This window comes from Micromonospora humida, assembly GCF_016901255.1.
GTDB classification, from domain to species: Bacteria; Actinomycetota; Actinomycetes; order Mycobacteriales; family Micromonosporaceae; genus Micromonospora; species Micromonospora wenchangensis.
In genome coordinates this window covers 109,823-122,767 of sequence record NZ_JAFEUC010000008.1, presented here as the reverse complement: position 1 = coordinate 122,767, position 12,945 = coordinate 109,823, and the positions used below count along the sequence as shown (strand labels likewise).

The following is a 12,945-nucleotide window of genomic DNA, read 5'->3' as shown; positions in this document are numbered from 1 at the left end:
GTAACCGAATGTTATTCACGTAAAGATCCCCATCCTCATCGGAGGATCGCATGCCCCGTCCCCCCACCGTCCGCCGCCTGCTCGCCGGCCTGACCGCCGGCATCAGCGTCGCCGCCCTGCTCACCGCGACCCCCGCCACACCGGCCGGGGCCGCCGCGCCGCGTACCGCCTACGCCCCCGAGGACTACTGCCTCGGCGAGTGCGGCGACATCCTGCCGCCCGGCCAGAACGGCAACGCCACCCTCGTCGAGGTGCTGGGCAACCAGACCCTCGGCACCCTGCCCCGGCACTCCGCCGACCAGCTCGGCCGCTACGCCGACCTGGTCTACGGCTACGCCGGGCTACGCGAGGAACAGATCGGCTCGTTCTTCAACGACGCCTCCTTCGGGGTGCCGCAGGGGCAGGTCGAACGCGACTACTCGCCCCGTCCCGACGTCCGCATCCTGCGGGACAGGGCGACAGGCGTCCCGCACGTCACCGGCACCACCCGGGGCGGCACGATGTACGGCGCGGGGTACGCCGGGGCCGAGGACCGACTGTTCACCATGGACCTGCTGCGGCACGTCGGCCGGGGCACCCTCACCTCGTTCGCCGGGGGCGCCCCCGGCAACCGGGCGCTGGAGCAGAGCGTCTGGCGCAACTCGCCGTACACCGAGGCGGACCTCCAGGCACAGGTCGAGGCGCTGCGCACCAAGGGTCCGCGCGGCCAGCAGCTCTACGCCGACGTGCAGGAGTACATCGCCGGCATCAACGCCTACATCGGCGTCTGCATGGGCGCCCGCAACTGCCCCGGCGAGTACGTGCTCACCGGCCACCTGGACGCGGTGACCAACGCCGGTGGCCCGGAGCCGTTCCAGCTCACCGACCTGATCGCCATCGCCGGCGTGGTGGGCGGGCTGTTCGGCGGCGGGGGCGGCACCGAGATGCAGTCCGCGCTGGTCCGCATCGCCGCCCGCGCCAAGTACGGGGCCACCGAGGGCGACCGGGTGTGGACGGCGTTCCGCAACCAGAACGACCCGGAGACCGTGCTGACCCTGCACGACGGGCAGAGCTTCCCGTACGGCGACGCCTCCCCGGACGCGGCGAGCGTGGCGCTGCCCGACGCCGGCTCGGCCCGCGTCGAGCCGATCTTCACCGACCCGACCGGCTCCGCCGGCAGCACCGCCGCCCCGGCCCGTACCGCCGGCAACAGCGCGTCCGGTGAGCTGGCCGCCGCGCTGTCCGGGCTGACCATCAGCCCGGCGCACCGGGGCATGTCCAACGCGGCGGTGGTCTCGGCCGCGAACTCGGCCACCGGGCACCCGGTCGCGGTCTTCGGCCCGCAGACCGGCTACTTCTCCCCGCAACTGCTGATGGTGCAGGAGTTGCAGGGCCCGGGGATCAGCGCCCGGGGCGCGGCGTTCGCCGGCCTCAACCTCTACGTGCTGCTCGGCCGGGGGCAGGACTACGCGTGGAGCGCCACCTCGTCGATCCACGACATCACCGACACCTACGCGGTGCCGCTGTGCACCACCGACGGCAGCGCCCCCACCCTCGCCGCCGACCACTACCTCTACCGGGGGCAGTGCGTGGCGATGGAGCAGCTCGCACACGTCAACAAGTGGACGCCGACCCTCGCCGACGGCACCGCCAAGGGGTCGTACAAGCTGGTCGCCTGGCGCACGAAGCTCGGCCTGGTCTCCTGGCGGGCCACGGTGGGCGGCAAGCCGCACGCGTTCACCCAGCTCCGCTCCACCTACCGGCACGAGGCCGACTCGGCGATCGGCTTCCAGATGTTCAACGACCCGGCCCAGATGGGCTCGGCGGACGCCTTCGTCGCCTCGGCCAACAACGTCGAGTACGCGTTCAACTGGTTCTACGTCAACTCCACCGAGTCGGCGTACTTCAACTCCGGGCTGAACCCGGTGCGGGCCGCCGGGTCCAACCCGAACCTGCCGATGAAGGCCGAGCCGGCCTACGAGTGGCAGGGCTTCGACCCGGCGACGAACACCGCCGACTACGCCCCGCTGGCCGCCCACCCCCGGTCGGTCAACCAGGACTACTACGTCAGCTGGAACAACAAGCAGGCCAAGGACTTCGGCGGCGCGGACGGCAACTACAGCTTCGGCGCGGTGCACCGGGCCGACCTGCTGGACCGCCCGCTCAAGGCGGGCCTTCAGGCCGGCCGGAAGTTCGACCGGGGCTCGCTGACCGCGCTGGTCGAGCAGGCCGGCGTGACCGACCTGCGCGGGGCCGAGGTGCTCGACGAGCTGATCCGGGTGCTGGAGAGCCAGCCCGTCGCCGACGCCACGCTGGCCACCGAGGTCAGCCGGCTCAAGGCGTGGCGGCAGGACGGCGCGCTGCGGGTGGAGACGGCGAAGGGGTCGAAGGTCTACCGGCACGCCGACGCGATCCGCACCTTCGACGCCTGGTGGCCGCTGCTGGTCCGGGGGATGTTCCGCGACCAGCTCGGCCCGGACCTCTACCAGTCGCTGATCAACGCGATCCAGATCAACGAGTCCCCCTCCGGGTACCAGCAGGGCGACAAGTCCAACCTGCCGACCTCGGCCAACGAGGCCCAGTCGCACAAGGGCTCGTCCTTCCAGTACGGCTGGTGGGGCTACGTCGACAAGGACCTGCGCGCGGTGCTCGGCGACCCGGTGCGCGGCGGGCTGGGCCGGGGCTACTGCGGGGCCGGGAACCTGGCCGGCTGCCGGCAGGTGCTGCTGGACACGTTGCGTGCGGCGGCGGCCACCCCGGCGGCCCAGGTGTACCCCGGCGACGCGAGCTGCGCCGCCGGTGACCAGTGGTGCGCGGACGCGATCATCCAGTCGCCGCTGGGCGGGATCAAGCACGCCACCATCGCCTGGCAGAACCGGCCCACCTTCCAGCAGGTGGTGTCGTTCCCGGCCCGACGGGGTGACGACCTGACCAACCTGGCCGCCGGCCGGACGGCGACCGCGTCGGGCAGCGAGCTGTTCTTCGGGGCGGCCAAGGCTGTCGACTCCGACCTGGGCACCCGCTGGGCGAGCAGTTGGGCCGACGACCAGTGGCTCGGCGTGGACCTCGGGTCGGCCCGGCAGGTGGGCCGGGTGACGCTGGCCTGGGAGTCGGCGTACGCCCGGTCGTACCGGATCGAGGTGTCGACCGACGGGTCGACGTGGCGGACGGTGTGGTCGACCACGGCCGGCGACGGCGGCACCGACGTGGCGGCCTTCCCCACCACGACCGCCCGCTACGTCCGGATGCACGGGGTGACCCGGGCCACCACGTACGGCTACTCGATCTGGGAGATGGCGGTCTACCCGCAGTGAATCCGACCGGCCGGCCCGGAGGACGTCCTCCGGGCCGGCCGGTGCCGGTCAGGCCAGCGAGATCTGGTCACCGTCGATCTTGAGTTCCTTGGCGGCCAGCGGTTTGGTGGCCGGCCCCTCCTTGACCGCGCCGTCGGCGATGGCGAACTTGCTGTTGTGGCAGGTGCAGTTGATCGTCCCGCCGTCGACGTTCGACACCGGGCAACCCTGGTGGGTGCAGATCGGGTCGAACCCCTTGAACTGCCCCGCCGTCGGCTGGGTGATCACCACGCCCTGCGCCGCGTAGACCTGGCCGCCGCCGACCGGGATGTCACCGGTCCTGGCGATCGCGGCGGCGCCGGACCCGCCGGAGGTCGCGGCCGGGCCGCCGGTGGCCGGGGTGGCCGGTTCGTCACCGGAGTCGTCGCCGCAGGCGGTCAGGAGGACCGCTGCCCCCACCGCGCCGGCCCCGGCCAGCAGGGCACGTCGGGTCTGCGTACCGGGCCCGGTCGGCACCTGGTCGTCTGTCATCTCCGGCCTTTCTCTCGACTGCTGCCGCCGGTCGTCGACCCGCGCGGCTCACTGGAGCACACGCACCACTGTGCCCGACGGTTCACCCCGGCCGCCCGGGAACACCGGGCGGAGCAGGCCGACCCGCCGGGTCAGCGGGCCCCGGCCGGCACCTTGCGGGTACGCGCCTTCGGCGTCGTGCCGTTGGCGCGGGCCGCCCGGGTCACCGCCGCCTTCGCGCCCCGGGCCTGGCCGTCGAGCTTGAGCACCGAACGCAGGAACTGCCCGGTGTGGCTCTCGGCGACCTCGGCGACCTCTTCCGGGGTGCCGGTGGCGAGCACGGTGCCGCCCCGGTGACCACCCTCGGGGCCCATGTCGATCAGCCAGTCGGCCGACTTGATCACGTCGAGGTTGTGCTCGATGGTGATCACCGTGTTGCCCTTGTCGACCAGGCCCTCCAGCACCATCAGCAGCTTGCGGATGTCCTCGAAGTGCAGGCCGGTGGTGGGCTCGTCGAGCACGTAGACCGTGCGGCCGGTGGAGCGCTTCTGCAACTCCGACGCCAGCTTGACCCGCTGCGCCTCACCGCCGGACAGCGTCGGCGCGGGCTGACCCAGCCGGACGTAACCCAGGCCGACGTCGTTGAGCGTGCGCAGGTGCCGGTGGATGGCCGGGATGGCGGAGAAGAACTCGGCCGCCTCCTCGATCGGCATCTCCAGCACGTCGGAGACGGTCTTGCCCTTGTAGTGCACCTCCAGGGTCTCCCGGTTGTAGCGGGCGCCCTTGCACACCTCGCACGGGACGTAGACGTCCGGCAGGAAGTTCATCTCGATCTTAATGGTGCCGTCGCCGGAGCACGCCTCGCAGCGGCCGCCCTTGACGTTGAACGAGAACCGGCCGGGGCCGTACCCCCGGACCTTGGCCTCGGTGGTCTCGGCGAACAGCTTGCGGACGTGGTCCCAGACCCCGGTGTAGGTGGCCGGGTTGGAGCGCGGGGTACGGCCGATCGGCGACTGGTCGACGCCGACCACCTTGTCGACGTGCTCCAGCCCGGAGACCCGGGTATGCCGGCCCGGCACCAGCCGCGCCCCGTTGATCTGGTTGGCCAGCACCGCGTACAGGATGTCGTTGACCAGCGTCGACTTGCCCGAGCCGGAGACCCCGGTGACCGCGATGAGCTGACCCAGCGGGAACGGCACGGTCAGGTTGCGCAGGTTGTGCTCGCGCGCCCCGTGCACCACCAGTTCCCGCTCCGGCGTCTGCGCCCGACGCTGCTTCGGCGTGGGGATCTCCCGCCGGCCCGACAGGTACGCCCCGGTCACCGACTCCGGATTGTCCAGCAGCGCCGGCACCGAACCGCTGTGCACGATCCGGCCGCCGTGCTCGCCCGCGCCGGGACCGATGTCGACGATCCAGTCGGCGACCCGGATGGTGTCCTCGTCGTGCTCGACGACGATCAGGGTGTTGCCCAGGCCGCGCAGCCGCAGCAGGGTCTCGATCAGCCGGTGGTTGTCCCGCTGGTGCAGGCCGATCGACGGCTCGTCGAGCACGTAGAGCACGCCGACCAGGCCGGAGCCGATCTGGGTGGCCAGCCGGATGCGCTGCGCCTCGCCACCGGACAGGGTGCCCGCCGGCCGGTCCAGGGAGAGGTAGTCCAGGCCGACGTCGAGCAGGAACCGCAGCCGGGCGTTGATCTCCTTGAGCACCCGCTCGGCGATCATCTTCTGCCGGTCGGTCAGCGCGATGCCGGCGAGCAGCTCGGCCGCCTCGCCCACCGACAGGTTGCACACCTCGGCGATGCTCTTGCCGGCGATGGTGACCGCCAGCACCTCGGGCTTGAGCCGGGTGCCGCCGCAGGCCGCGCAGGGCACGTCGCGCATGTAGCCCTCGTACTTGTCGCGCGACCAGTCGCTCTCGGTGTCGGTGTGCCGGCGCTCGATCCACTGCACCACGCCCTCGAAGCCGGTGTAGTAGGAGCGCTCACGGCCGTACTTGTTGCGGTAGCGCACGTGCACCTGGTCGTCGGAGCCGTGCAGGATGATCTTCTGGGCCCGGGCCGGCAGCGCCCGCCAGGGGGTGTCGACGTCGAAGTGCTGGCTCTCGCCCAGCGCCTCCAGCAGGCGCAGGAAGTATTCCAGGTTGTGCCCGGTGGCCCAGGGTTGCAGCGCGCCCTCGCGCAGGGTGCGCTCCGGGTCGGGGACGACCAGCTCCGGGTCGACCTCCTTCTTGGTGCCCAGGCCGGTGCACTCCGGGCAGGCCCCGTAGGGCGCGTTGAACGAGAACACCCGGGGTTCCAGGTCCTCGATCGCCAACGGGTGGTCGTTGGGGCAGGCCAGGTGCTCGGAGTAGCGGCGTTCCCGGGCCGGGTCGTTCTCGGGCAGGTCGACGAAGTCGAGCAGCACCAGACCGTCGGAGAGACCGAGCGCGGCCTCGACCGAGTCGGTCAGCCGCTGCTTGGCGCCCGGCTTGACGCTGAGCCGGTCGATCACCACCTCGATGGTGTGCTTCTCCTGCTTCTTGAGCTTCGGCGGCTCGGTCAGCGGGTGCACCACCCCGTCGACCCGGGCGCGGGCGTAGCCCTTGGCCTGGAGTTCGGCGAAGAGGTCGACGTACTCGCCCTTGCGGCCCCGGACCACCGGGGCGAGCACCATGAACCTGGTGCCCTCGGCCATGGCGAGGACCCGGTCGACGATCTGCTGCGGGCTCTGCCGGGAGATCCGCTCGCCGCAGACCGGGCAGTGCGGCTCACCGATGCGGGCGAAGAGCAGCCGCAGGTAGTCGTAGACCTCGGTGATGGTGCCGACGGTGGACCGCGGGTTGCGCGAGGTGGACTTCTGGTCGATGGAGACGGCCGGGCTCAGGCCCTCGATGAAGTCGACGTCGGGCTTGTCCATCTGGCCGAGGAACTGCCGCGCGTACGACGACAGCGACTCGACGTAGCGGCGCTGCCCCTCGGCGAAGATGGTGTCGAAGGCCAGGCTCGACTTGCCGGAGCCGGAGAGCCCGGTGAAGACGATGAGGGCGTCCCGGGGCAGGTCGAGACTGACGTCACGCAGGTTGTGCTCGCGCGCGCCACGGATGATCAGACGGTCGGACACGGTGCGGGTGCTCCCGGAAGAAGAATATGAGGCGGATCTGTCCGCTCCGAGGGTGATCCGAGCGGTTTTACGCGGCGCAGAAGGAACGCCTGCGCAACTCTAGCCCCGGGGTACGACAACTTCCCGCACGCCAACATTCCCCCAGCTCACACCGGGTCGGCCGACCCGCCTGCCGGGGGCCGGCCGACCCGGTGTGCGCGTCCCGCGCCCCGGTCCGGCCGGCCACGACCGGCCGGACCGGGACGGTCAGAACCCGCCGGGCAGGGGCGGCGTCGCCGGCCGGGCCGGCCGCCGACGACCACCCCGCCAGCCACCCCGCCGCTCGGCCGCCAGCCGGCTCTGCCGGCGACCGCTCTCGTACGCCAGCTCCCGCTGGAGCCGACGCCAGCTCTCGAAGCGCCGGCCCGGCAACTCCCCGGTCTCCACCGCCTCGCGCACCGCACAGGCCGGCTCGGCGGTGTGCCCGCAGTCGGCGTACCGGCAGCCGGTGGCCAGTTCGGCGATGTCGGTGAACGCCCGGTCCAGCCCGGCGTGCCCGTCGAGCAGCCCCACCGCCCGGACCCCCGGGGTGTCCAGCACCGCGCCGCCGCCGGGCACCGGCACCAGTGCCCGCCAGGTGGTGGTGTGCCGCCCCTTGCCGTCGACCCGCCGGATCGCCTGGGTGGGCATGACCTCCGCCCCCACCAGGGCGTTGACCAGGCTCGACTTGCCCGCCCCGGACGGGCCGAGCAGGGCCAGCGTGCGCCCCGCCGCGACCAGCGGACGCAACGGCGTCAGGCCGGTCCCCCGCTCGGCGCTGACGGGCAGCACCGGCACCCCGGGGGCGAGGGCGGCGAGCTGCCGGGCCACCGCCTGCGGATCGGCGGCCAGGTCGGCCTTGGTGAGCACCACCAGCGGGGTGGCCCCGGACTCGTGGGCCAACGCGAGCAGCCGTTCGATCCGGGCGGCGTCCGGCTCCGGGTGCACCGGCTCGATCACCGCGGCGGTGTCGAGGTTGGCGGCGAGCACCTGGCCGCTGGCGTCCTTGCCGGCGGTGCGGCGGACCAGCGCGGTCCGCCGGGGCAGCACCGCGTCGACGGTCACCGGGCCGTCCGGCCAGCGGGCCAGCAGCACCCAGTCACCGGCGCACGGCAGGGCGGTCAGGTCACGGGCGGCGGCGGCCAGCACCGCCGGGCCCAGGCTGGCCCGGACCGGTCCGTCCGCGGCGAGCACGGTGCACACCCCCCGGTCGACCCGGGCCACCCGGCCGGGCCGGCGGTCCGGACGCCGCCGCGCGTACGCCGCCCGCTCGGCGTCCAGGCCGAGGGCGGTCAGATCGATGGTCATGTCATCCTCACCGGGGTCGGAACTGGTCGTGGCCGAACACGCGTCCTGCGACCTGGCATGATCACCACCCCCGTCCGTCGTCCCGGTACCGCGTCGTAGCCGACGGTAGGCGTCGCACCGACGCGCCGAAAGCGAATTCCCCGGCGGCGCAACGCTGTCCGGACCGTTAGGGTCGTGGCGTGACGACGGATCCACTGATGTTTACCGGTGAGGTGGCCGACTCGGCCGCCCGCCTGCTGGACACCGCCACCGTGCTGGACACGGCGGCCGTCGCGGCCCCCAGCCTGTTGCCCGGCTGGACCCGGGGCCACGTGCTCACCCACCTGGCACGCAACGCCGACGGGTTCGTCAACCTGCTCACCGCCGCCCGCACCGGGCAGGACATTCCGATGTACGCAAGCGCCGCGGCCCGCGACGCCGACATCGCCGCCGGTGCCGGCCGGCCGCCCGCCGAACTGCTGGCCGACCTGCGCCGCAGCACCGACCGGTTCGCCGAGGCGGTGGCCGCGATGACGGCGTCGGCGTGGAGCGCCACCGTGCAGACCCGACGCGGCCCGTGGCCGGCCGCCCTGGTGCTCTGGGGCCGGTGGCGCGAGTTGGAGGTGCACCACGTCGACCTGGCCACCGGCTACCGGCCGGGGGACTGGCCGGCCGCGTTCGCCCCGCACCTGCTGCACGAGGTGGCCGGTGGGCTCGCCGAGCGGCCCGACGCGCCCGCGCTGGTGCTGCGGCCCACCGACGGCAACCGGCCGGAACTGGTGCTGGGTGACGCGCAGGACGCCCCGCAGGTCGCCGGCAGTTGCGCCGCGCTGGCCGCCTGGTTGATCGGCCGCAGCAGCGGCGACGGGCTGACCGTCACCCCGGACGGTGCCCTGCCGACCCCACCGGAATGGATATAGACCGCGTATGAGCTACACCGGAGACGTCACCCACGGCGGCCCACCCGCCGTGCGGGAACTGGACCGGCTCACCGTCACCAAGGTGTCGGTCGGCCCGATGGACAACAACGCCTACCTGCTGCGCTGCCGTGACACGGGCGCGCAGGTGCTCGTCGACGCCGCGAACGAGGCGCCCCGGCTACTCGACCTGATCGGCGACGCCGGGCTGACCTCGGTGGTCACCACCCACCGGCACATGGACCACTGGGTCGCCCTGGAGGAGGTCGTGGCCTCGACCGGCGCGTCCGCCCTGGTGCACGCCGACGACGCCGAGGGGCTGCCGATCGCGGCACAGACCCTGGCCGAGGGCGACACCGTCGCGGTGGGTGACCAGACGCTGGAGGTGATCCACATCAAGGGGCACACCCCGGGGTCGATCGCGCTGCTCTACCGCGACCCGGCCGGCACCCCGCACCTGTTCACCGGCGATTCGCTGTTCCCCGGTGGGGTGGGTAACACCGACCGGGACCCGGAGCGGTTCGGCCAGCTCATCGACGACGTCGAGCACAAGCTGTTCGGCCGGCTGCCCGACGAGACCTGGTTCTACCCGGGGCACGGCGCGGACAGCACGCTCGGCGCGGAACGGGCGTCGCTGCCGCAGTGGCGGGCGCGCGGCTGGTGAGCCGCTGACGGGCCGGCGGTGACCGCCCGGCGTCGGTCAGCCCGGCTGGCCGACGCCGGTCACCGCGCGCAGCCGACGCCTGGTGCCCAGCAGCACCAGGCCGGCCAGCAGCAGGCCGACGGCCATGGTGACCAGCAGCGGGTTGCCGGGCAGCAGCCCGGCCAGGGCCCGCGACGCCGCGCCCAGGGCCAGGTAGAGGCCGGCCCACGCCGCCGCGCCGAACGCGGCGCAGACGACGAACCGGCGGTACGACATCCGCAGGCTCCCGGCCGCCAGCGGCAGCAGCGTGTTGAACACCGGCAGGAAGGGTGCGACGAGCACCATCCGCCCGCCGCCGGAGCGCAGCAGTTGTTCGGCGGCCGACCAGCGGCCCTCGCCGATCCAGTCGCCGACCCGGCTGTGCCGCAGCCGCTCGCCGAAGATCCGCCCGGCGAGGAAGCTCAGCGACCAGCCGGTGAGGCAGCCGGCGACCACGGCGACCACGGTCGCCACCCCGGCGACCGGCCGGCCCACCCCCACCGCCGCGAGGATCGCCACGTCGCCGGGGACGAGCACCCCGAGCAGCGGTACGGCGTCGGCGAGCATCACCAGCCCGAGTGCCGCCATCAACAGGGCGGTCGGTAGGTCTCCGAGCTGGGCCAATTCGTCGAGCACGAGATGACGCTACGGCCACCGGGCCTCCCGGCGCATCGGGTCGCGACCCTGATCACTCCCCGACTTTTCCTACGGGCTTCCCCCGGGCCCCGCGACGGCGTGGCCCGGGGGCCTCCCGGCAGGGTGGTTCAGCGAGGGCGGAGCACCTGGACCCGGCGGACCGGGGAGTCGACGGAGGGTTCGGTGGTCGGCACCGGGTAGCTGGCCACCACCTCCAGCACGTCCGGCGGCAGGTGTCCCCGGTCCGGGTCGCCGACCAGCACCTGCGCCCCGCCGTCGGCGGCCCGCCGCAGGTACGGCAGCACCCGTACGGCGAGGTCCCGGTCGTAGAGGACGTCCCCGGCGACCAGCAGGTCGGCCTGGGTGCCGTCGTCGTCGAGCAGGTCCTGGTGGCTGGCCTGCACGTGGACCCGGTTGGCCCGCGCGTTGACGGTCACCGCCGCCACCGCGTAGGGGTCGACGTCGTTGGCGACGACCTGACGGGCACCGGCCAGGGCGGCGGCGATGGCGACGAGTCCGGAGCCGGCGGCCAGGTCGAGCACCCGGCGGCCGGCGGCGAGGTCGGGATGGTCGAGCAGGTGGCGGGCGAGGGCCTGGCCGCCGGCCCAGGCCGACGCCCAGAACGGCGGGGGCAGGGTGTGCCCGGCGCTGGCCTCCATCCGGGCCCACCACACGATCGCGTCCTCGGCGAGGTGCAGCCGCACCTCCGGCACGAAGGGGGTGGGCACCAGCCGCAGCCGGTCCAGCCCGTCGCCCGGCGCGTCGATCTCGCGTTCCAGCTCGGTCAACGCGTCGACGCGCGGTCGGTTCACCGGTCGAGTGTGCCGCAACGGGCCTCCCGCCGGGCGGCATTCCGGCGACCTGCGAGTTTCCGTCCGCATCCTGCGGCTTTTCAGCCGGCAAAAACCGCCTCGGCCGGCTACTGTCGGGGCAGTACAGGGCGATCATCCGCCGCAGCGGCGGGGTCACCCGTTGTAAACAGGGAGAGATGCATGGCAACCGGCACGGTCAAGTGGTTCAACTCGGAAAAGGGCTTCGGCTTCATCGAGCAGGACGGCGGGGGCCCCGACGTCTTCGTTCACTACTCGGCGATCGCCACCAGCGGCTACCGGGAACTGCAGGAGGCCCAGAAGGTCGAGTTCGATGTGACCCAGGGGCAGAAGGGTCCGCAGGCGGAGAACGTCCGCCCGCTGTAAGTCTCCGTGCCGGTGGCGGCGGCCCGGGGCCGCCGCCACCGAGCGCTTCCGGCAGCCGTCGACTCCGCTGCCGGGTCCACTGAAACCCGGCCGGGTGTTCCCGGGCCGGGCTATACCCCGTCGGCCAGCCGACCGTGTGCCCGTCGGTGCCGCGTCGCCGACGGGCGCGCGTCAAGCCCCGGTCAGGGCCGCTTGGCGTGGCGCAGGAACGACCGCCAGGCGGCCGGCGCGAAGGTGAGCACCGGGCCCGACGGGTCCTTGCTGTCGCGGACGCCGACGACGCCGGGCAGGTTGGCGGCCACTTCCACGCAGTCGCCGGAGTTGCCGCTGCTGCGGGTGCTCTTGTGCCAGATCGCGCCGGTCAGGTCCATGAGTCTGCCGCCTCCGAGATCAGCTTGACGGTGGCCCCGTGGGACAGCGCCTCCGCGCGCACCGACTCCCAGCATCGCCGCAGCGATTGTACGTCCGCCGTCCGTTCGACGAGTGTTCCCTGGAGCTGGTTGTCGAGGTAGGCGACGTCGTCGCCCTCCGGTGGCGTGGCGATCACGAAGGCGCCGTTGAGCCCGGGGTAGGCACCGGTGTCCCTCGGCACCAGGTGCAGGTGCACCCGCGGCCGGTCGCCGATCTCCCGCAGGTGCAGCAACTGCTCCCGCATCACCTTCGGCCCGCCGACCGGGCGTTCCAGCACGGTGTGGTCGAGCACCGCCACGAACAGCGGCGGGGACGCCCGGTGCAGGATCTCCTGCCGGGCAAGTCGCGCCGCGACCTGCTGCTCCATCTCGTCACCGATGAGCTGGCTCGCCCCCTCGTGCAGCGCGCGGGCGTAGTCCTCGGTCTGGAACAGGCCGGGCACCACCAATGGCTGGAACGAGCACAGCGCGGTCGCCTGCTGCTCGATGGTGACCCACTCGCGGAACCAGGGCATCAGGCTCTCGCGCACCTGGGCGTCCCTGATCCGGGCCAACAGGCCGTCGCTTGCCAGCACGGTGTCGCAGCGCTCGGCGAACTCCTTGCGCGGCGGCCGGCGGCACTGCTCGACGGCGGCGACCAGCGAGGCCGAGTAGTTGACCTGCTCGCCCAGCCCCTCCTGGGACAGCCCCGCCCGCGTCCGCAGCCGACGCAACTCCCCGGCGAACAGCTCCAGCATGGGCGCAGGCTCCATCTGCACAACTCCTGTACGTGAAGGACGACTGTGCTGCACGCCCGCTGCGGTGCAGCGCGAATGCCTTCCGACGGTAACGACATCCTCACCAGACTGTCACCTGTGGCGGACCTGCCCGACGCCGGAGGGGCTCGGGCCGACTCCGCCGGGCCGCTCCCTGCCCTGGG

General features: G+C 73.0%; 11 protein-coding genes. 4 read left to right on the top strand and 7 right to left on the bottom strand.

Translation table 11 applies throughout. From position 1 onward, the window contains the following. The first annotated feature begins 50 nt into the window (after positions 1 to 50). The gene (locus JQX11_RS17760; protein ID WP_204926079.1) at positions 51 to 3,293 is read left to right on the top strand and encodes a penicillin acylase family protein; all 3,243 of its coding nucleotides are present in this window, start codon (positions 51 to 53) and stop codon (positions 3,291 to 3,293) included. A gap of 48 nt (positions 3,294 to 3,341) precedes the next feature. Here the strand turns inward: JQX11_RS17760 and JQX11_RS17755 are convergent, their stop codons facing one another. The 3 genes from JQX11_RS17755 to rsgA form a co-directional block, all read right to left on the bottom strand. Then, positions 3,342 to 3,803 (bottom strand): Rieske (2Fe-2S) protein, encoded by a 462-nt coding sequence (locus tag JQX11_RS17755; protein WP_204926078.1) that lies wholly within the window; start codon positions 3,801 to 3,803, stop codon positions 3,342 to 3,344. A gap of 131 nt (positions 3,804 to 3,934) precedes the next feature. Next, a complete protein-coding gene (gene uvrA / locus JQX11_RS17750; RefSeq protein ID WP_204926077.1) occupies positions 3,935 to 6,880 on the bottom strand; it encodes an excinuclease ABC subunit UvrA in 2,946 nt (981 codons plus the stop codon). A gap of 246 nt (positions 6,881 to 7,126) precedes the next feature. Further along, complete coding sequence (gene rsgA / locus JQX11_RS17745) at positions 7,127 to 8,206, bottom strand: ribosome small subunit-dependent GTPase A (RefSeq protein WP_204926076.1); 1,080 nt, start codon at positions 8,204 to 8,206, stop codon at positions 7,127 to 7,129. Between the two features lie 179 nt (positions 8,207 to 8,385). On the opposite strand from rsgA, the gene JQX11_RS17740 reads away from it, so the two are divergent. Next, positions 8,386 to 9,105: a maleylpyruvate isomerase family mycothiol-dependent enzyme gene (locus JQX11_RS17740; protein WP_204926075.1), complete on the top strand. Its 720-nt coding sequence runs from the start codon at positions 8,386 to 8,388 to the stop codon at positions 9,103 to 9,105. Positions 9,106 to 9,112: 7 nt separating this feature from the next. Beyond that, positions 9,113 to 9,766, top strand: a complete 654-nt coding sequence (locus JQX11_RS17735) for an MBL fold metallo-hydrolase (RefSeq protein WP_204926074.1) — start codon at positions 9,113 to 9,115, stop codon at positions 9,764 to 9,766. 36 nt (positions 9,767 to 9,802) lie between these two features. Here JQX11_RS17735 and JQX11_RS17730 read toward each other — a convergent pair whose 3' ends face one another. Together JQX11_RS17730 and JQX11_RS17725 are read right to left on the bottom strand one after the other, a co-directional pair. Further along, the gene (locus JQX11_RS17730) at positions 9,803 to 10,420 is read right to left on the bottom strand and encodes a DedA family protein (protein WP_204926073.1); all 618 of its coding nucleotides are present in this window, start codon (positions 10,418 to 10,420) and stop codon (positions 9,803 to 9,805) included. A 128-nt stretch (positions 10,421 to 10,548) separates the two neighbouring features. Further along, on the bottom strand, positions 10,549 to 11,232 hold the full coding sequence (locus JQX11_RS17725; RefSeq protein ID WP_307826229.1) for a class I SAM-dependent methyltransferase: 684 nt from the start codon (positions 11,230 to 11,232) through the stop codon (positions 10,549 to 10,551). A gap of 180 nt (positions 11,233 to 11,412) precedes the next feature. On the opposite strand from JQX11_RS17725, the gene JQX11_RS17720 reads away from it, so the two are divergent. Further along, positions 11,413 to 11,616: a cold-shock protein gene (locus JQX11_RS17720; RefSeq protein WP_067314937.1), complete on the top strand. Its 204-nt coding sequence runs from the start codon at positions 11,413 to 11,415 to the stop codon at positions 11,614 to 11,616. Between the two features lie 182 nt (positions 11,617 to 11,798). Here JQX11_RS17720 and JQX11_RS17715 read toward each other — a convergent pair whose 3' ends face one another. Together JQX11_RS17715 and JQX11_RS17710 are read right to left on the bottom strand one after the other, a co-directional pair. Continuing rightward, positions 11,799 to 11,987 (bottom strand): DUF397 domain-containing protein, encoded by a 189-nt coding sequence (locus tag JQX11_RS17715; protein WP_204926071.1) that lies wholly within the window; start codon positions 11,985 to 11,987, stop codon positions 11,799 to 11,801. Continuing rightward, complete coding sequence (locus tag JQX11_RS17710) at positions 11,978 to 12,778, bottom strand: helix-turn-helix domain-containing protein (RefSeq protein WP_204926070.1); 801 nt, start codon at positions 12,776 to 12,778, stop codon at positions 11,978 to 11,980. The genes JQX11_RS17715 and JQX11_RS17710 overlap by 10 nt, the downstream gene beginning before the upstream one ends. Between the last annotated feature and the right edge of the window lie 167 nt (positions 12,779 to 12,945).

Coding starts and splice junctions, on each gene's coding strand:
- JQX11_RS17760 (WP_204926079.1), top strand. CDS start 51: ATGCCCCGTCCCCCCACCGTCCGCCGCCTGCTCGCCGGCCTGACCGCC.
- JQX11_RS17755 (WP_204926078.1), bottom strand. CDS start 3,803: ATGACAGACGACCAGGTGCCGACCGGGCCCGGTACGCAGACCCGACGT.
- rsgA (WP_204926076.1), bottom strand. CDS start 8,206: ATGACCATCGATCTGACCGCCCTCGGCCTGGACGCCGAGCGGGCGGCG.
- JQX11_RS17735 (WP_204926074.1), top strand. CDS start 9,113: ATGAGCTACACCGGAGACGTCACCCACGGCGGCCCACCCGCCGTGCGG.
- JQX11_RS17720 (WP_067314937.1), top strand. CDS start 11,413: ATGGCAACCGGCACGGTCAAGTGGTTCAACTCGGAAAAGGGCTTCGGC.
- JQX11_RS17715 (WP_204926071.1), bottom strand. CDS start 11,987: ATGGACCTGACCGGCGCGATCTGGCACAAGAGCACCCGCAGCAGCGGC.
- JQX11_RS17710 (WP_204926070.1), bottom strand. CDS start 12,778: ATGGAGCCTGCGCCCATGCTGGAGCTGTTCGCCGGGGAGTTGCGTCGG.